Annotated in this window: 15 protein-coding genes; 8 read left to right on the forward strand and 7 right to left on the reverse strand. The window is 73.4% G+C overall.

Annotated elements, in window-relative coordinates; all coding sequences use genetic code 11:
* The first annotated feature begins 95 nt into the window (after positions 1-95).
* Complete coding sequence (locus tag ACH5AO_RS26045; RefSeq protein ID WP_398928618.1) at positions 96-1,505, forward strand: phytoene desaturase family protein; 1,410 nt, start codon at positions 96-98, stop codon at positions 1,503-1,505.
* Positions 1,502-2,026: an O-acetyl-ADP-ribose deacetylase gene (locus ACH5AO_RS26050; protein WP_398928620.1), complete on the forward strand. Its 525-nt coding sequence runs from the start codon at positions 1,502-1,504 to the stop codon at positions 2,024-2,026. The genes ACH5AO_RS26045 and ACH5AO_RS26050 overlap by 4 nt, the downstream gene beginning before the upstream one ends.
* Positions 2,027-2,190: 164 nt before the next feature.
* On the opposite strand, the gene ACH5AO_RS26055 is transcribed toward ACH5AO_RS26050, so the two are convergent.
* From ACH5AO_RS26055 to ACH5AO_RS26065, 3 genes are read right to left on the reverse strand one after another with little or no spacing between them, the layout of a single operon-like run.
* Positions 2,191-2,847 carry a hypothetical protein gene (locus ACH5AO_RS26055; protein ID WP_398928622.1) on the reverse strand — a complete coding sequence of 219 codons (657 nt, stop codon included), beginning with the start codon at positions 2,845-2,847 and terminating at the stop codon, positions 2,191-2,193.
* Positions 2,844-3,713, reverse strand: a complete 870-nt coding sequence (locus ACH5AO_RS26060; RefSeq protein WP_398928835.1) for an ABC transporter ATP-binding protein — start codon at positions 3,711-3,713, stop codon at positions 2,844-2,846. Before ACH5AO_RS26060 ends, ACH5AO_RS26055 begins: the two co-directional genes overlap by 4 nt.
* Before the next feature lie 35 nt (positions 3,714-3,748).
* Positions 3,749-4,285, reverse strand: coding sequence for a precorrin-3B C(17)-methyltransferase (locus ACH5AO_RS26065; RefSeq protein WP_398928624.1), 537 nt, complete (start codon positions 4,283-4,285; stop codon positions 3,749-3,751).
* 248 nt (positions 4,286-4,533) lie between these two features.
* On the opposite strand from ACH5AO_RS26065, the gene ACH5AO_RS26070 reads away from it, so the two are divergent.
* Together ACH5AO_RS26070 and ACH5AO_RS26075 are read left to right on the forward strand one after the other, a co-directional pair.
* Complete coding sequence (locus ACH5AO_RS26070) at positions 4,534-8,463, forward strand: glycoside hydrolase family 2 TIM barrel-domain containing protein (RefSeq protein WP_398928626.1); 3,930 nt, start codon at positions 4,534-4,536, stop codon at positions 8,461-8,463.
* Between the two features lie 38 nt (positions 8,464-8,501).
* Entirely contained in the window at positions 8,502-9,356 is an 855-nt protein-coding gene (locus tag ACH5AO_RS26075; RefSeq protein WP_398928628.1) for a DUF72 domain-containing protein, read from the forward strand.
* On the opposite strand, the gene ACH5AO_RS26080 is transcribed toward ACH5AO_RS26075, so the two are convergent.
* A complete protein-coding gene (locus ACH5AO_RS26080) occupies positions 9,337-9,699 on the reverse strand; it encodes a metalloregulator ArsR/SmtB family transcription factor (protein ID WP_030856433.1) in 363 nt (120 codons plus the stop codon). The two genes, ACH5AO_RS26075 and ACH5AO_RS26080, sit on opposite strands and share 20 nt — an antisense overlap.
* Positions 9,700-9,733: 34 nt before the next feature.
* Between ACH5AO_RS26080 and ACH5AO_RS26085 the strand changes: the two genes are divergently transcribed.
* The 3 genes from ACH5AO_RS26085 to ACH5AO_RS26095 are packed head-to-tail and all read left to right on the forward strand — an operon-like array spanning position 9,734 to position 13,761.
* A complete protein-coding gene (locus ACH5AO_RS26085; RefSeq protein ID WP_398928630.1) occupies positions 9,734-11,686 on the forward strand; it encodes a heavy metal translocating P-type ATPase in 1,953 nt (650 codons plus the stop codon).
* 56 nt (positions 11,687-11,742) lie between these two features.
* Positions 11,743-13,257, forward strand: a complete 1,515-nt coding sequence (locus tag ACH5AO_RS26090; protein WP_398928632.1) for an AlkA N-terminal domain-containing protein — start codon at positions 11,743-11,745, stop codon at positions 13,255-13,257.
* 21 nt (positions 13,258-13,278) lie between these two features.
* Complete coding sequence (locus tag ACH5AO_RS26095) at positions 13,279-13,761, forward strand: methylated-DNA--[protein]-cysteine S-methyltransferase (RefSeq protein WP_398928635.1); 483 nt, start codon at positions 13,279-13,281, stop codon at positions 13,759-13,761.
* Here the strand turns inward: ACH5AO_RS26095 and ACH5AO_RS26100 are convergent.
* From ACH5AO_RS26100 to ACH5AO_RS26110, 3 genes are all read right to left on the reverse strand, one after another.
* Positions 13,758-14,483, reverse strand: coding sequence for an SIR2 family NAD-dependent protein deacylase (locus tag ACH5AO_RS26100; protein WP_398928638.1), 726 nt, complete (start codon positions 14,481-14,483; stop codon positions 13,758-13,760). The two genes, ACH5AO_RS26095 and ACH5AO_RS26100, sit on opposite strands and share 4 nt — an antisense overlap.
* Positions 14,480-15,046, reverse strand: a complete 567-nt coding sequence (locus tag ACH5AO_RS26105) for an NUDIX domain-containing protein (RefSeq protein ID WP_398928640.1) — start codon at positions 15,044-15,046, stop codon at positions 14,480-14,482. Before ACH5AO_RS26105 ends, ACH5AO_RS26100 begins: the two co-directional genes overlap by 4 nt.
* 127 nt (positions 15,047-15,173) lie before the next feature.
* The gene (locus ACH5AO_RS26110; RefSeq protein WP_398928642.1) at positions 15,174-16,244 is read right to left on the reverse strand and encodes an ADP-ribosylglycohydrolase family protein; all 1,071 of its coding nucleotides are present in this window, start codon (positions 16,242-16,244) and stop codon (positions 15,174-15,176) included.
* 139 nt (positions 16,245-16,383) lie between these two features.
* Between ACH5AO_RS26110 and ACH5AO_RS26115 the strand changes: the two genes are divergently transcribed.
* On the forward strand, positions 16,384-17,559 hold the full coding sequence (locus ACH5AO_RS26115; RefSeq protein ID WP_398928644.1) for a glycerate kinase: 1,176 nt from the start codon (positions 16,384-16,386) through the stop codon (positions 17,557-17,559).
* Positions 17,560-17,582: the final 23 nt, after the last annotated feature.

The following is a 17,582-nucleotide window of genomic DNA, read 5'->3' on the forward strand; positions in this document are numbered from 1 at the left end:
ACCCGGGCCCGGGGCCCCGGCCGGGCGTCGGCGGCCCGGCATATCCTGATCCCCCAGTGGCCGTCGGCTGACGAAGGAGTCCGAAGGTGCCGTCGATGCTCGATGCGGTCGTGGTGGGTGCGGGGCCGAACGGGCTGACCGCTGCCGTGGAGCTGGCCCGGCGCGGCTTCTCGGTGGCCCTGTTCGAGGCGATGGGCACCGTCGGCGGCGGCGCCCGCACCGAGGAACTCACCCTCCCCGGCTTCCGTCACGACCCCTGCTCCGCCGCCCACCCCCTCGCCGTCAACTCACCCGCGTTCCGCGCGCTGCCCCTGGAGCGCTACGGACTGGAATGGCTGCACCCGGAACTCCCCATGGCGCACCCCTTCCCCGACGGCACGGCGGCCGTGCTGTCCCGGTCGGTCGGTGAGACGGCCGCCTCCTTCGGACCGCGCGACGCCGGCGCGTACCGCCGGCTCGTCGAGCCCTTCCTGCCCAAGTGGGACACCCTGGCCCGCGACTTCATGTCGCTGCCGCTGACCGCGCTGCCCCGCGACCCGGTCACCCTCGCCCGCTTCGGCCTGCTCGGCCTGCCCCCGTCCACCTGGCTCACCCGCCGCTTCCGCGACGAGCGGGCCCGCACCCTGTTCGCCGGCCTCGTCGCCCACGTCATGGCCCCGCTCGGCGGCTTCGCCACCGGCGCCGTCGGCCTGGTCTTCGCCCTCGCCGCGCACGCCCGCGGCTGGCCCGTCGCCCGCGGCGGCTCCCAGGCCATCTCCGACGCCCTCGCCGCGTACCTGAAGGACCTCGGCGGCAGCGTCCACACCGACTACGAGGTCAAGCGCCTCGACGACCTGCCGCCGGCCAGGGCGTACGTCTTCGACACCTCGCCCACCGCACTGGCCCGCATCGCCGGCTTCGGCGGCCACTACGCGAACTACCGTTACGGCCCCGGCGTCTTCAAGATCGACTACGCGTTGGACGGCCCCGTCCCGTGGACCGCGCCCCAGGCCCGCACCGCCGGCACCGTGCAGATCGGCGCGGACAGCACCGAGATCGCCGCCGCCCTGCGCGCCGCCTCCCGCGAGGGCCGCGCCCCCGACGCGCCGTTCCTCATCACCGTGCAGCCCGGCGTCGCCGACCCCACCCGCGCCCCGGCCGGCAAGCACGTCTTCTGGGCGTACGGCCATGTGCCCAACGGCTGGACCGGCGACCTCACCGACGCCGTCGAACGCCAACTGGAGCGCTACGCCCCCGGTTTCCGCGACCGCGTCCTGGCCCGCGCCACCGCGGGACCGCCCGAACTCGCCGCCCGCAACGCCAACTACGTCGGCGGAGACATCGCCACCGGCGCGGTCTCCGGAATCCAGATGCTGCTGCGTCCCAAACCCTCCCTGTTCCCCTACGCGACCCCGCACCCCGCCGTCTTCATCTGCTCGTCGGCCACCCCGCCCGGCCCCGGCGTGCACGGCATGTCGGGCCACAACGCGGCGAAGGCCGTCTGGAGGAGGCTGCGACAGACATGACCCCCACTCCCACCCCCACCCTCACCCTCGTCCAGGGCGACATCACCCACCAGAGCGCCGACGCGATCGTCAACGCGGCCAACTCCTCGCTGCTCGGCGGGGGAGGCGTGGACGGCGCGATCCACCGCCGGGGCGGCCCGGAGATCCTGGCGGAGTGCCGCGCCCTGCGCGCCTCCCGGTACGGCAGGGGCCTGCCCACCGGCCAGGCGGTCGCCACCACCGCGGGCCGCCTCGACGCCCGCTGGGTGATCCACACCGTCGGCCCGGTGCACCAGGGCCCGGGCAGCGATCCCGCGCCGCTCGCCTCCTGCTACCGGGAGTCGCTCCGCGTGGCCGACGAACTGGGCGCCCGGACGGTCGCGTTCCCGGCGATCTCCACCGGCGTGTACCGGTGGCCGATGGACGACGCGGCCCGCATCGCGGTGGAGACGGTGCGGAACACGCCGACCGCCGTCGAGGAGGTGAGGTTCGTCCTCTTCGACGACCGGGCGTACGAGGCGTTCGCCCGGCAACTCGGCTGACGCACACCACGGCGAGCCCGCGGGGATCCACCCGTGGCGGAACGGCCGTGCGCCGCGGGACCGGGGAAAGGTGGCCGGGAGGGTACGCGCAGGGCCGGGGGCGTGACATCCCGGAGGGCCCGCCGTACTGCCGTCCACCGTGTGACCTTCCCCGGTGGGTGCGCTCAGTCCTTCCTCAGGGTGACCGCGTGCGTGATCGCCACCGCGACCGCCAGAACACCCGCGGCCACGACGAGCAACACGGCCGTGGATCCGAGGAGACCGGTCGAGTCCGATGCGTTCTGCAGGTCGGTGAGCAGGACGTTGACCGGGGAGACGCCTCTCGCCAGCAGCGCGGTCAGCAGCAGTGCCAGGGCGAGGACCAGGGCGTAGCCCTGCCGCCGGACGACCGGACGTGAACAGACCAGTCCGATGGCGATGCCGGTGAAGGAGCAGGTGAGCTGGGCTTCGGTCCCCAGCACCAGGTCGGCGGGGACGGGCGAGTGGGTTCCGAACACCAGGGGCAGCCCCAGACCGGCCACGGTCAGCGGCAGGCACCAGAGGACGGCCGCCGCGACCGATCCGAGCAGCGTCCGAAGGCGGCTGCCGACGCTGACGACGAGGACCGGCCGGTGCTGCCGGTCCTCCAGGCCGACCAGTGCCATGGTCAGCCAGACGGAGCACACCAGAACGGCCCCGGCCACCGATCCGTAGGTGGCGGCGAGCGGACCGGAGTCACTGCTCGTCAGCACGGCCAGCAGGCCGACGAACAGCAGTAGGGGCGCGAGATAGCGCTGGGAGAGCAGCATCACCGTGAACAAGTAGCGGATCAGGGCGATCACAGGGCCGTCCTCCCGGAGTTCACCCGGTGGCCGTCACGGCCGGCCTCGGTCCTGGTGAGACCGTCCACCGACCAGTGGTGCCGCAGCGCCGTCAGCAGAACGGCGTCCGAGTGCTCCCGGGTCACCCGCAGGACGGTCGTCTCGTCCCGGCCGGCGGCGTCCAGCACGCCCGGCAGGGCCCACCAGTCCACCTCGGCCGGCGGGACGCCGGTGGTCGGTACGGTGAGGACCAGTTCGACCACCGGGGTGTGCTGCCCGTCCAGCAGGGTCACCCGGCCGTCGTGGAGGGCGTAGGCGCCGTCGGCGTGCGTCCCGGTGATCGCCTCCCGGTGGTCCGTGAAGACCACCGCCCCGCCCCGCGCGGCGACCTCGCCGATGAGCTCGGCCAGGACCCCGTGAGCCGAGGCGTCCAGACCCGACCAGGGTTCGTCCAGGACCAGCAGGTCGGGTTCGACGAGCAGTGCCTGGGCGAGCGCCACCTTCTGGGCGTTGCCCTTGGACAGGGTGCGCAGCGGTGCGTCCCGGCCGCCCACCAGGGACAGCCGGTCCAGCAGGTGGCGTCCCCGGGCCCGGGCGGCGGAAGTCGGCATGCCGCGTATGCGTCCCATGTGCGTGAGGTAGGAGAGCGCCGGGACACGGTCATGGGCGGTGAAGCGGTCCGGTACGTAACCGATGTGCCGGGGCCGGCCCGACACCGTCCCGGACGTGGGCCGCGACAGTCCCGCCAGGATCCTCAACAGCGTCGATTTGCCCGAGCCGTTGCCGCCCACCACCGCGAGGACCTCTCCGGCCGCGACCTCCATGTCCACGCCGGTCAGGACCCACCGGTCCCTGCCGTAGCGCTTGCGGACGGCCTGGCAACGCAACACGTCGACTCCTCGGTACGGCATCGCTCCGGATGTCAGTGTCCCCCTTCCCCCGGCAGGCACGTGCCCTCGAGGGTGCGGCCGACGACCTCCACGTCGGCGTGGCCGGCGGCGTCGACCGTGCCGTTGACGCACACGCGGCCCTCGCCGCCCCCGACCAGCACACCGTGGTCTGGGGTGCCGAAGCCGTTCGTCCGTATCTCGATGCTCTCCGGTCGTACCCCGACGGCGTCCGCGGCCGCCGTGCGGAGTTCCTCCTCGGCGGTCGCGGCGTCCGTCAGCTTCCTCAACACGGTGGCCAGTGCCTTCGCCCGCGGTGCGGCCGCCTCCTTCTGCTCCGCCGTGATCGTGATCCGCTCGCGGTAGCCGTGGTTCTCCGCCAGCCGCTGGTTCCAGTCGAAGGTGACGCAAGGGGAGGGCGTCGGTCCCCGTTCCTCGGGAAGGGGGCAGTAGCCCTGCGGCTCGGTGCCGCCCGCGCGGGGACCGGCCGCCGGGTCGGCGCATCCGGCCGTCACGGCGACGAGCAGGACGAACGGCAGGGCGGCGAGAAGGCGGGGACACGTTCGTGACATGGCCTGATCATTCCAGAGGGGGAGCCCGGAGGCTCCGGTCGAACCATCAGGACCGCACAGATCCCGACGGGATCATTGCTTCGATTGTGTTCGAGTCCTAGGGTGTGGCTGGCTCAGTAGCTGCTCCGTCACCATCCGTCGCGATGTCCCCTGCCGTGACGTCCCCCGCCCGGCGGTGCGTTGCAGGGGGAGTTTCGACGTGCCCTCAGTCCGTGCAGTGCTCTGTCGTACCGAGGAAGGCCACGGTCATGCCGTACCCGCACCCGCACCCGTACACGTCTCCCGCCGACCGGTCCCCCCGCTCCGGGCCGCCGGTCGTCAGCCGCCGCCGGCTCCTGGAGTCCGGCGCCGCCGTGCTCGGCGCCCTCGCCCTGTCCGCGTCGCCCGTCGCGGCGCACGCGGCCGGCCGGCGGGCGGCGGCCGACACGCCTCCGGAGTGGAACGACTTCGGTGTCTTCCGGCTCGGCACCCAGCCCCCGCACACCACGCTCATGCCGTACGCCGACGTGAGACAGGCCCTCGCCGCCGACCGCACCCGCTCGCCCTACCGGCTGAGCCTCGACGGCACCTGGAAGTTCGCCTACGCCGACCGCCCCGAGGACCGGGACGCCGACTTCCACCGCACCGACACCGACGACACCGGCTGGGACACCATCCCGGTCCCGTCCGTGTGGCAACTGCACGGCCACGACTTCCCGATCTACCTGAACATCACCTACCCGTACTGGGGCCCCAACGGCCGCGGCGAGGAACCGCAGCCGCCCGCCGCCCCGACCCGCTACAACCCGGTCGGCCAGTACCGGCGCACCTTCACCGTCCCGCGCGACTGGAGAGGCCGCCGCACCTTCCTCCACTTCGAGGGCGTCAAGTCCGCCCACTACGTGTGGATCAACGGCGAACTCGTCGGCTACGACGAGGACTCCTACACGCCCTCCGAGTACGACATCACCGACCACCTGAAGCCCGGCACCAACCAGATCGCCGTGGAGGTGTACCGCTACGCCGACGGCGACTGGCTGGAGGACCAGGACATGATCCGGCTGAGCGGCATCTTCCGCTCGGTCTACCTGTACTCCACCCCGGCCGTGCACCTGCGTGACTTCAAGCTGGACACCCCGCTCGACGACACGTACATGCAGGGCGAGTTGGCGGTCACCGCGAGCGTACGGGCGTACGGCGGCGGCGAGTCGGGCCGCTACACCGTCGAGACCCAGCTGTACGACGCCCGCGGCCACGCCGTCTGGTCCCGTCCGCTGGAGCGGACCGCCGACCTCGGCACGGCCGGCGCCGGCGAGGACGTCACCGTACGGGCCTCGAAGGCCGTGACCCGGCCCCGGCTCTGGTCGGCCGAACACCCGGACCTCTACACGGCCGTCCTCAGGCTCCGCGACCCGGCGGGCAAGGTGATCGAAACCCTGTCCCACCGCGTCGGGTTCCGCGAGTTCGCCCTCAAGGACGGGCTGATGCGGATCAACGGCGAACCCGTCTCCTTCCGCGGCACCAACCGCCACGAGATGCACCCCTCCCGCGGCACCGCCCTCACCCGCGAGAACCTGGTCGAGGACATCACCCTCATCAAGCGGATGAACATCAACTCCGTCCGCACCTCGCACTACCCCAACAACCCGCTGTGGTACGAACTCGCCGACGAGTACGGCCTCTACCTCGTCGACGAGACCAACCTGGAGACCCACGGCATCCGTGACGAGTACCCGGGCGACCACCCGGAGTGGACGGCGGCCTGCGTCGCCCGCGCCCAGAACATGGTCCACCGCGACAAGAACCACCCCTCGGTGGTCATCTGGTCGCTCGGCAACGAGGCCGGCGGCGGCTCCACCTTCACCGCCATGCACGACTGGATCCGCTCCTACGACCCCACCCGCGTCATCCAGTACGAGGGCGACGACCGGCCGGGCATCAGCGATATCCGCTCCCGGATGTACGAGAGCCCGTCCCGCATCGAGCAGCGCGCCGCGGACACCGCCGACACCCGGCCGTACGTCATGATCGAGTACGCCCACGCGATGGGGAACTCCACCGGCAACTTCAAGAAGTACTGGGACGTCGTCCGCCGCCACGACGTCCTCCAGGGCGGCTGGATCTGGGACTTCGTCGACCAGTCCCTCTACACGCCCGTCCCTGCCCGCACCCTGCTCACCGAGTCGGGACCGGCCGGACTGCGCGGCGAGATCCTCGCCACCCGCGGGAGCCTCGACCGCGACAAGGGCCTGTCCGGCATCACGGTCTTCGAACGCCACGACAGCCTCGACCTCACGGGTTCACTGACCCTGGAGGCCTGGATCACCCCCGGCGTGACGGGTTACCACCAGCCGATCATCGCCAAGGGCGACACCCAGTACGCGCTCAAACAGAGCGGCCGCACCCTGGAGTTCTTCCTCTACGGCGGCGGGCAGTGGATCGCCGTCAACTGGACCGTGCCCGACGACTGGACCGGCCGCGAACACCACGTAGCGGGCGTCTTCGACGCGGACGCCGGCACACTGACCCTGCACGTCGACGGCGCGGTGAAGGCCACCCGCACCACCGACCGGCGCCCCGACAGCAACACCGCGCCGCTCGCGCTCGCCTCCGACGCCGACAACCAGACCCGCGAGTTCAGCGGCACCGTCCGCCGCGCCCGCGTCTACGCCCGCGCCCTCACCGCCGCCGAACTGGCCTCCGACGACCGGGGACCCGGCGACGACGGCGTACGGTTCTGGTTCGACGCCGCCACCGTCGAGGTGGAGCGGAAGCGGCCCGAGGAGAAGCGGTTCCTCGCCTACGGCGGCGACTGGGGCGACAACCCCAACGACGGCGCCTTCGTCGCGGACGGCATCGTCACCGCCGACCGCGGCCACACCGGCAAGGCCGCCGAGGTCAAACGCGTCTACCAGGCGATCAACGCCGCCCGCACCTCCGGCGCCGGCGACCCCGGTGCCGTCACCCTCACCAACGAGTACCTGTTCACCAACCTCCGTGAATTCGACGGCCGTTGGGAACTCGTCGCCGACGGCGAGGTCGTACGGCGCGGAAGGCTGACCCGGGACCAGCTCGACGTGCCGCCGCGGTCCGAGAAGGCCATCACCCTGCCCGTACGCCTGCCGAAGAACCCCGCACCGGGCACCGAGTACTTCCTCCAACTGTCTTTCATTACAAGGGAATCCACGCCGTGGGCGAAGGCCGGCTTCGAGGTGGCCCGGCAGCAGCTCCCGCTCGACGCCACAAGCCCGGCCGTGACCCCCGTACCGCTGTCACGCGTCCCGGTCCTGCGCCACGAGGAGCGCGACGACGACATCAGGGTCACCGGCAGGGACTTCTCGGTCACCGTCGACAAGAACACCGGCACCCTCACCTCCTACGAGGTGAAGGGCACCCGCCTGATCACCTCCGGGCCGGTGCCCAACTTCTGGCGGGCCCCCACCGACAACGACCACGGCAACGGCCAGCACACCCGCAACCAGACCTGGCGCGACGCCGGCGCCCGCCGGAAGGTCACCGACGTCACCGTACGCGCCCTGGCCGACCGGGCCGTCGAGATCAAGGTCAGCGGCACCCTGCCCACCACCACGGAATCGACGTACACCACCGTCCACACGGTGTTCGGCAACGGCGAGATCAAGGTCGACAACACCCTCCACCCGGGTGCGCCGGACCTGCCGTACATCCCGGAGGTCGGCACGCTGCTGTTCCTGCCGCGCCGCCTGGACCGCCTGCACTACTACGGACGCGGCCCCGAGGAGAACCACTGGGACCGCAACACCGGTACCGACGTGGGCCTCTACACGTCGACCGTGGCCGAGCAGTGGATCCCCTACATCCGCCCGCAGGAGAACGGCAACAAGACCGACGTCCGCTGGGCCGCCCTGACCGACGGCAGCGGACGCGGCCTGCTGGTGTCGGGCGAACCCCTCCTGGAGATCAACGCCTCGCACTTCACCCCGGAGGACCTGTCGGCCGGCGTCCGGCACGACTACCAGCTCACCCCGCGGGACGCGGTCGTGCTGCGGGTCAACCACCGGCAGATGGGCGTCGGCGGCGACAACAGCTGGGGCGCGCACACCCACGACGAGTTCAAGCTCTTCGCCGACCGCGACCACACCTACACCTACCGGCTGCGCCCGCTCACCGACGTGGCCGGGGCGACGGCGGTCTCGCGCCGGCCCACGGCGACCGAGTAGGAGGACAGATGCGCGGGAGCCCGGGTACCCGGGCTCCCATGGGTGACATCCTGGTCGGGGCCTGTTCGTGGACGGACCGCATGCTCGTGACGAGCGGCTGGTATCCGAGCGGGGGGCGGGACGCCGAGGGACGGCTGCGGCACTACGCCTCCAGGCTGCCCGTCGTCGAGGTGGACTCCGCCTACTACGCGCTGCCCAGCCGCCGCAACAGCGAACTGTGGGTGGAGCGCACACCGGACGGATTCCGCTTCGACGTCAAGGCGTTCTCGCTGCTGACCGGCCACCCCACCCGGCCGCAGGCGCTCCCCGCCGACCTGCGGGACCGGCCGGTGGACGGCGCCCTCCTCGACGAGGTGTGGAGGAGGTTCGCGGAGGCGGTCGGGCCACTGCGCGAGGCAGGGCGGCTGGGCGCCGTACTGTTCCAGTTCCCGCCCCGCTTCGCGCCCGGCGCCCCGGCCGAACGGACCCTGGAGGAGTGCGCGGAGCGCACGGCCGACTGGCCGCTCGCCGTCGAGTTCCGGCACCCGGGGTGGTGGGCGGCGGACCGGGCCGAGGACACCCTCGCGCTGCTGTCCGGGCTGGGCGCGACGGCCGTCGGCGTGGACATGGCCCAGGGCCTTTCCGGCTCCCTGCCGCCCGTCGCACCCGTCAGCCGCCCCGCCCTCGCCGTCGTACGGTTCCACGGCCGCAGCAGGGACTGGGGGAGGGGGAGCAAGGAGGACCGCTTCCGCCACGACTACGACGTGACCGAACTCGCCGCCTGGGTGCCCCGGCTGCGGCGTGCGGCGGAACGGACGGACGAACTGCACGTACTGTTCAACAACTGCTGCGCGGACGCCGCCGTACGCGCCGCCGAGACCATGCGGGGGCTGCTCACCCCGCGGTGTCGCTGATCCCCAGCCGCAGGTGCTCCACGTGGTAGACGGCCTGGTCGAGCAGCCCGGCGACATGGTCGTCGTGCAGCGCGTACACCACGGAACGTCCCCGGCGCTCGCCGACCACCAGGCCCAGATTGCGCAGCAGCCGCAGCTGGTGCGAGCAGGCCGACTGCTCCATGCCCACCTCCGCCGCCAGCTCCGTGGCCGGGAGCGGGCCCTCGCGCAGGCGGGCGAGGATCAGCAGCCGGGAGGGCGTGGAGAGGGCTTGGAGCGTGGTGGCGACCTTCGCGACGTTGTCCGCGTCCAGGCGCACCCGCGCGGCGTCGTCCTGTGCGGAAACGGCGGCTCCATGACCCATGTGGACATCCTACTCATCACATATGAACGCATGAATGACTCTTCATGCGTTCCTGTATGGTGGCCGGGTGTCCGTGACTCTCGCCCCCGCCCCCCGGTCGTCCGTCGGTACCCCGGCGCCGCGCCGCCGTACCCGTGTCCTCGCCCTTCCGGAAGCCCGGTGGGCGCTCGCCTCGCTCGTCGCCTTCCTGGCCGGGATCGCCGCCGACCTCGGCGGTGCGCCCGGCTGGGCCGGCGGGATCCTGTACGCCGTCGCCTACGCGTGCGGCGGCTGGGAACCGGCCCTCGAAGGGCTGCGCGCACTGCGCGAGAAGACCCTCGACGTCGACCTGCTGATGATCGTCGCCGCGCTGGGCGCCGCCGCGATCGGACAGGTCCTCGACGGCGCCCTGCTCATCGTCATCTTCGCCACCTCCGGCGCCCTGGAGGCCCTGGCCACCGCCCGCACCGCCGACTCCGTGCGCGGCCTGCTCGACCTCGCGCCCACCACGGCGACCCGGGTGACCGGGAGCGGCGAGGAGACCGTGCCCACCGCCGAACTCGCCGTCGGCGACGTCCTGCTCGTCCGCCCCGGAGAGCGCATCGGTGCCGACGGCACCGTCCTCGACGGCGTCAGCGAGGCCGACCAGGCCACCATCACCGGCGAGTCGCTGCCGGTCGTCAAGCGCCCCGGCGACGACGTCTTCGCCGGCACCCTCAACGGCACCGGCGCCCTGCGCGTCCGGGTCGGCCGCGACCCCGCCGACTCGGTCATCGCCCGCATCGTGACCCTGGTCGAGGAGGCCTCCCGCACCAAGGCGCCGACCCAGCTCTTCATCGAGAAGATCGAGCAGCGGTACGCGGTCGGCGTGGTCGCCGCCACCCTCGCCGTGTTCGGCATTCCGCTCGCCTTCGGCGAGAACCTCACCGATGCCCTGCTGAGGGCGATGACCTTCATGATCGTCGCCTCGCCGTGCGCGATCGTCCTCGCCACCATGCCGCCCCTGCTCTCCGCCATCGCCAACGCAGGCCGCCACGGCGTCCTCGTCAAGTCGGCGGTCGCCATGGAACGCCTCGGTGAGATCGACACCGCCGCCCTCGACAAGACCGGCACCCTCACCGAGGGCACCCCCGAGGTCACCGCCGTACGTCCGCTGCCCGGCTCCGGCCTCGACGAGGACGCCCTGCTCGCCCTGGCCGCCTCGGCCGAGCACCCCAGCGAGCACCCGCTGGCCCGCGCCGTGGTCACCGCCGCCCGCACCCGCGGCCTGCCCCTCGCCCCCGTCACCGACTTCACCGCCGCCCCCGGCCACGGCATCACCGCCACCGTGAACGGGGCCGTGGTGACCGTCGGACGCGCCGACCCGGCGGACGCGGAACACGGCGAGACCGTCGTCCGCGTCACCCGCGACGGCACCCCCGTCGGCACCCTCGCCCTCACCGACCGGATCCGTTCCGACGCCCCGGCCGCCACCTCCGCCCTGACAGCCCTCACCGGCACCGCCCCCACCCTCCTCACCGGCGACAACGAGCACGCCGCCGCCCGCGTCGCCACCGCGACCGGCCTCACGGACATCCGCGCCGGCCTCCTCCCCGAGGACAAGGTGAACGCCGTACGGGACCTCCAGACGGCCGGCCGCAAGGTGCTGTTCGTCGGTGACGGCGTCAACGACGCACCCGCCCTCGCCGCCGCCCACGCCGGCATCGCCATGGGCCGCGCGGGCTCCGACCTCGCCCTGGAGACGGCGGACGCGGTCGTCGTACGCGACGAACTCGCCGCCGTCCCCGCGGTCGTACGGCTCTCCCGCACCGCCCGCCGGCTCGTGGCGCAGAACCTCGTCATCGCGGGCACGGCCATCACCGGCCTCGTCCTGTGGGACCTCATCGGCCACCTCCCCCTCCCGCTCGGCGTCGCAGGACACGAGGGCTCCACCGTGCTGGTCGGCCTGAACGGGCTGCGACTGCTCCGCGAGTCGGCATGGCGATCCGGGCAACCCCAGGACACATGACGTCGACGTCGGATTCCCGCCAGACCGGGGCACCGGACGTGTCCGATCCTTGAGGCATGCAGAAGGGGATGCACACCGACACCGAGCGCTGCGTGCGCGCCGTGCGGTCGAAGGACGCGCGGTTCGACGGCTGGTTCTTCACCGCCGTCCTCACCACCGGCATCTACTGCCGGCCGAGCTGCCCGGTGGTCCCGCCCAAGGCCGAGAACATGGTCTTCCACCCGAGCGCGGCGGCCTGCCAGCAGGCCGGGTTCCGGGCCTGCAAACGCTGCCGGCCCGACACCAGCCCCGGCTCACCGGAGTGGAACCAGCGGGCCGACGCGGTGGCCCGCGCCATGCGGCTGATCGCCGACGGCGTCGTCGACCGCGAAGGCGTCACCGGTCTCGCCGCCCGGCTCGGCTACAGCACCCGGCAGGTCGAGCGCCAGCTCCTCGCCGAGCTGGGCGCGGGCCCCCTCGCGCTCGCCCGCGCCCAGCGCGCCCAGACCGCGCGGCTCCTCATCGAGACCACGGACCTGCCGATGGCGGAGATCGCCTTCGCGGCCGGCTTCTCCTCCGTCCGCACCTTCAACGACACCGTCCGCGAGGTCTACGCACTCACCCCGGGCGGACTGCGCGCCCGGGCACCGAAGGACACCTCCCGCACCACCCCCGGAGTGCTCTCCCTCCGCCTGCCGTTCCGCGCCCCGCTCAACCCCGACAACCTCTTCGGCCACCTCGCCGCCACCGCCGTACCCGGCGTGGAGGAGTGGCTCCCCCACAGCCCCAAGGGCGTGGGAGGTACCCCCATCGGCGCCTACCGGCGCACCCTGCGCCTGCCGTACGGCCACGGCGTCGTGGCGCTCACCCCGCACCCCGACCACATCGCCTGCCGCCTCACTCTCGGAGACCCCCGCGACCTCACCGTCGCCATCAGCCGCTGCCGCCGTCTGCTCGACCTCGACGCCGACCCGGTCGCCGTCGACGAGCAGCTGCGCGCGGACCCGGTCCTCGCGCCCCTCGTCGACAAGGCACCCGGCCGCCGTGTGCCGCGCACGGTCGACGCGGACGAGTTCGCCGTCCGGGCCGTCCTCGGCCAGCAGGTCTCCACGGCCGCCGCCCGCACCCACGCGGCCCGCCTGGTCACCGCGTACGGCACCCCCGTGGACGACCCCGAGGGCGGCCTCACCCACCTCTTCCCGTCCCCCGAGGCGCTGGCCGGGCTCGACCCCGAGACCCTCGCCATGCCCCGCACCCGCCGCACCACCTTCACCACCCTCGTACGCCGGCTCGCCGACGGCGACCTCCACCTGGGCGCCGACAGCGACTGGCCCGAGACCCGCGCGAAACTCCTCGCCCTCCCCGGCTTCGGCCCCTGGACGGCCGACGTCATCGCCATGCGCGCCCTCGGCGACCCCGACGCCTTCCTCCCCACCGACCTCGGCATCCGCCGCGCCGCCCGCGAACTGGGCCTGCCCTCCACCCCGGCCGCCCTCACCGCCCGCGCGGCGGCCTGGCGGCCCTGGCGGGCGTACGCGGTCCAGTACCTGTGGGCGACGGACAGCCACCCCATCAACTTCCTGCCGGTGTAGAGAGACCAGGAACCCCAGCCGATGAAGCAGCACACCGTGACCGACAGCCCCTACGGCCCGCTGACGCTCGTCGCCGACGACGGCGTCCTGTGCGGCCTCTACATGACCGACCAGCGCCACCGCCCACCCGAGGAGACCTTCGGCGCCCCCGACGACACCCCCTTCGCCGAGGCGCTGGAGCAGCTCGCGGCGTACTTCACGGGCGAGTTGAAGGAGTTCACCCTCGAACTGCGCCTGCACGGCACCCCGTTCCAGCGCCGCGTCTGGGACCGGCTGACCCGCATCCCGTACGGCGAGACCCGCACCTACGGCCAACTCGCCGACACCCTCGGCAACTCCAAGGCCTCCCGCGCGGTCGGCCTCGCCAACGGCCGCAACCCGGTCGGCATCATCGTCCCCTGCCACCGCGTCATCGGCGCGAGCGGCGGCCTCACCGGCTACGGCGGCGGCCTGGAGCGCAAGCAGCGCCTGCTGGACTTCGAACGCGGAACTGCCCTGTTCTAGGCGGCGATCCGGCGCAGCAGCGCCGGCAGCGAGGTGCCGATCGGCTCGCGGATCACCTCGTCGGCGAGGTCGTCGTACGGGGTCGGCTCCGCGTTGACGATGATCAGGCGGGCCCCGTGGCCGGCGGCCACCTCCGCGAGCCCGGCGGCGGGGTGGACCTGGAGGCTGGTGCCCGCGGCGACGAAGACGGTGCACGCCTTGCTGATCGCCGCCGCCTCGCCCAGCACCACGGGATCGAGGTGCTCGCCGAACATCACCGTCGCCGGCTTGAGGACGCCGCCGCACTCCGGGCACGGCGGATCGTCCTCACCGGCGTCGACCCGGGCCAGGGCGTCCTCCATCGCGCCGCGCGCGTGGCACCTGGTGCACACCACGCTCCGTACGGTGCCGTGGAGTTCGAGCACCTTGCGGGCCGGCAGGCCGGCGAGCTGGTGCAGCCCGTCCACGTTCTGCGTGATCACCCGCACCGGCACCCCGGAGCGCTCCAGCTCGGCCACGGCGCGGTGCGCGCCGTTCGGCTCCACGGCGGACGTGAAGTTCTCCCGCCGCATCCGCCAGGAACGGCGGCGGATCTCCGGATCGCCCATGTAGTACGCGTACGTCACCAGCTTCTCGGCCTCGGGATCGCGGCGCCACAGGCCATTGGGTCCGCGGTAGTCCGGGATGCCGGAGTCCGTGCTGACACCGGCACCGGTGAGGAGGGCGACGAGGGGCTTGCTCATGGGGCCGAGGGTAGGCCGCGGGGCGCCGGTGCGGCGAGCGGATATCGCCCCGCGCCGGCCCAGCGCACCCGGTGCCCGTCCTCCAGCTCCACGGTGCCCGAACCGTCGGCGAGGGCGTCCAGCGCGGCCAGCACCCGGCGCCCCAGGGAGCCCTGGAGGTACTCGGTCAGTTCCCCGCGCGGCACCAGCCGCCAGGACAGCAGTTCCGACTCCTGCAGCCGGATCGCCGCGAAGTCGTCCGCGCCGAGCACGCCGCCGTCGTACAGGTACGCCACCACCGGCGGCCGCCCCGGCCCGCGCACCCAGTCCACCGCCAGCAGCCGGCCCGGCTCCCGGTCCAGCCCGATCTCCTCGGCCGTCTCCCGGCGCGCCCCCTCGCGCGGGCTCTCCCCGTCGTCCGACTCGACCGTCCCGCCGGGCAGCGCCCACCCCTCCCGGTAGTTCGGCTCGACGAGCAGCACCCGCCCCTCCTCGTCCCGGAGGAGAACGGCGGCGCCGGCGAGGACACGGGGGAGGGAGGCGATGTAGGAGGCGTAGTCCTGGACGGGCTGAGTGGTGGTCATGCCCGGAAGGGTAATCGTGGCGCCGGGCACCGCCGCGGGCACGGAGCCGGGCCCGCGGGGCGCACGGCAGCACACGCCGGTCCCATGATCGACACCGGAGGCGCGTGCGCCGGGGCACATCGCACGGTCACTCGGCTCGGGCCAGCCGCAGCGTGCGCTCCGCCAGCTCGCTGATCCGTACGCCGTCGAAGCCGAAGACGGCGCTGCGCACCGTGTCCTGGAGCGGGTCCTTCCACTGGGCCGGGACGGCGGCCGCGCCGCACAGGACGCCCGCCACCGAGCCCGCCGTCGCACCGTTGGAGTCGGTGTCCAGGCCGCCGCGCACGGTCAGGGCGATGGTCCGGGTGAAGTCGCCGCCGCCGTACAGCAGGCCTGCGGTGAGGACGGCCGCGTTCGGGACCGTGTGGATCCAGCCGAGGCCCGCCGTCTCCTCCGTGAGCGTGGTGAGCGTGTCCTCCCAGGCCAGCCCGGCCTCGTGCAGGGAGGCCACCCGGCGCACGGTGCGGGCGAGGCGGCTGCTCGCCGGGATCACCGTGAGCGCCTCGTCCACCGCGTGCCGCACGGTGGGCGCCGTGAACGCCGCCGAGATCAGCGCCGCCGCCCACATCGCGCCGTACACGCCGTTGCCGGTGTGGGAGAGCACCGAGTCCCGGCGGGCGAGCGAGGCGGCGCGGTGCGGGGCGCCCGGGGACGTCCAGCCGTGGATGTCGGCGCGGATCAGGGCGCCGATCCACTCCTGGTAGGGGTTGTCACAGGTGGCCGTGACCGGGGGTTTCAGGCCGTTCGCGAGGTTGCGGTAGGCGGCCCGTTCCGCCGTGAAGGTCTGCAGGTACGGCAGGCGCAGCAGCCACAGGTCGCCGACCTGCTCGGTGGTGAAGTCGAAGCCGTGGGTCTCCAGCAGGTCCAGGCCGAGGATCGCGTAGTCGACGTCGTCGTCGCGGCAGCTCCCGTGGACGCGGCCGCGGACGCAGTCCCGCCACTCGGGGCGCAGGTCGAGGCCCTCGCTCTCGGTCGGCGGCTCGGGGAGGTAGTCGGTGAGGGGGAGGGCGTCCGTCCGGCGGAGGTAGCGGTCGATGCGCTCGCGCGTCCACACCTCGCCCTGCTCCACCGGTTTGCCGAGCATGTTGCCCGCGATCCGGCCCAGCCAGCCTCCGAGGATGCGGTCGGCGAGTCCCGGCTCCGTGTCCACAGCGCTCATCGCGGTCATGGGACCGGTGTACCCGGTTCCCGGCCGTTTCACGGGCTGGGCAGGGCATGGCGGCCGCTGTGCCCGCCGGTTTAGGGTCGCAGCGGCGCGACTCGGCCTTGACACGCGCGAGGCCCGGAGAACGAGGGGAATGCAAGTGGCGGACGCTGCAGAGAGCGGCACTCGTACGACGCGGTCGGCACGGCGGGTGCTCGTCGCCGCGGACAAGTTCAAGGGGTCGTTGACGGCCGTCGAGGTCGCCGGGCGGGTGACCGCCGGACTGCGCCGGGTCGTACCGGACCTGGTGGTCGAGGCGCTGCCGGTGGCCGACGGCGGCGACGGCACCGTGGCCGCGGCGGTCGCGGCCGGGTTCGAGCGGCGGGAGGTACGGGTCGCCGGTCCCCTCGGGGACGAGGTGACCGCGGCGTACGCGCTGCGCGGTGACACGGCCGTCGTGGAGATGGCGGAGGCGAGCGGGCTGCAGCGGCTGCCGGCCGGTTTCTTCGCGCCGCTCACGGCGTCGACGTACGGCTCCGGGGAGCTGCTGCGGGCCGCGCTGGACGCGGGGGCGCGCACGATCGTGTTCGGGGTGGGCGGCAGCGCCACCACCGACGGCGGCGCGGGCATGCTGTCGGCGCTGGGCGCGCGGTTCGCGACGGCGGACGGTGAGCCGGTGGCGCCGGGCGGCGGGGGGCTGGCCGAGCTGGCGTCGGCGGACCTGTCGGGGCTGGATCCCCGCCTCGGCGAGGTCGAGCTGGTCCTCGCGAGCGATGTCGACAACCCGCTGACCGGGCCGAAGGGCGCCCCGGCGGTCTACGGCCCGCAGAAGGGGGCCTCGCCGGAGGACGTGGAGACGCTGGACGCGGCGCTCGCGCACTTCGCGAAGGTGCTGGAGGGGGCGGTGGGGCCGAAGGCCGCCGAGTTCGCCGCGGCGCCCGGTGCGGGGGCGGCCGGGGGGATCGGGTACGGGGCCCTGCTGCTGGGCGCCGCCTTCCGGCCGGGCATCGAGGTCATGCTGGACGTGCTCGGGTTCGCGCCGGCGCTGGAGCGGGCGGATCTGGTGATCACGGGGGAGGGGTCGCTGGACGAGCAGACCCTGCACGGGAAGGCCCCCGCGGGTGTCGCCGCGGCCGCGCGGGCCGCCGGCAAGGAGGTCGTCGCGGTGTGCGGGCGGCTGGCGCTGCCGCCGGAGGTGCTGGGGCGGGCGGGGATCCGGCGGGCGTACGCGCTGACGGATCTGGAGCCGGACGTGGCCGTGTGCGTCGCGGATGCGGGGCCGATCCTGGAGCGTACGGCGGAGCGGATCGCGCGGGACTTCCTGAGCTGAGCTTTTCTCGCCCCCGCCGCCCC

Source organism: Streptomyces sp. NPDC018964 (assembly GCF_044390325.1).
GTDB lineage: Bacteria > Actinomycetota > Actinomycetes > Streptomycetales > Streptomycetaceae > Streptomyces.

Coding starts and splice junctions, on each gene's coding strand:
- ACH5AO_RS26045 (WP_398928618.1), top strand. CDS start 96: ATGCTCGATGCGGTCGTGGTGGGTGCGGGGCCGAACGGGCTGACCGCT.
- ACH5AO_RS26050 (WP_398928620.1), top strand. CDS start 1,502: ATGACCCCCACTCCCACCCCCACCCTCACCCTCGTCCAGGGCGACATC.
- ACH5AO_RS26065 (WP_398928624.1), bottom strand. CDS start 4,285: ATGTCACGAACGTGTCCCCGCCTTCTCGCCGCCCTGCCGTTCGTCCTG.
- ACH5AO_RS26070 (WP_398928626.1), top strand. CDS start 4,534: ATGCCGTACCCGCACCCGCACCCGTACACGTCTCCCGCCGACCGGTCC.
- ACH5AO_RS26075 (WP_398928628.1), top strand. CDS start 8,502: ATGGGTGACATCCTGGTCGGGGCCTGTTCGTGGACGGACCGCATGCTC.
- ACH5AO_RS26080 (WP_030856433.1), bottom strand. CDS start 9,699: ATGGGTCATGGAGCCGCCGTTTCCGCACAGGACGACGCCGCGCGGGTG.
- ACH5AO_RS26085 (WP_398928630.1), top strand. CDS start 9,734: ATGACTCTTCATGCGTTCCTGTATGGTGGCCGGGTGTCCGTGACTCTC.
- ACH5AO_RS26090 (WP_398928632.1), top strand. CDS start 11,743: ATGCAGAAGGGGATGCACACCGACACCGAGCGCTGCGTGCGCGCCGTG.
- ACH5AO_RS26095 (WP_398928635.1), top strand. CDS start 13,279: ATGAAGCAGCACACCGTGACCGACAGCCCCTACGGCCCGCTGACGCTC.
- ACH5AO_RS26100 (WP_398928638.1), bottom strand. CDS start 14,483: ATGAGCAAGCCCCTCGTCGCCCTCCTCACCGGTGCCGGTGTCAGCACG.
- ACH5AO_RS26105 (WP_398928640.1), bottom strand. CDS start 15,046: ATGACCACCACTCAGCCCGTCCAGGACTACGCCTCCTACATCGCCTCC.
- ACH5AO_RS26110 (WP_398928642.1), bottom strand. CDS start 16,244: ATGAGCGCTGTGGACACGGAGCCGGGACTCGCCGACCGCATCCTCGGA.
- ACH5AO_RS26115 (WP_398928644.1), top strand. CDS start 16,384: ATGCAAGTGGCGGACGCTGCAGAGAGCGGCACTCGTACGACGCGGTCG.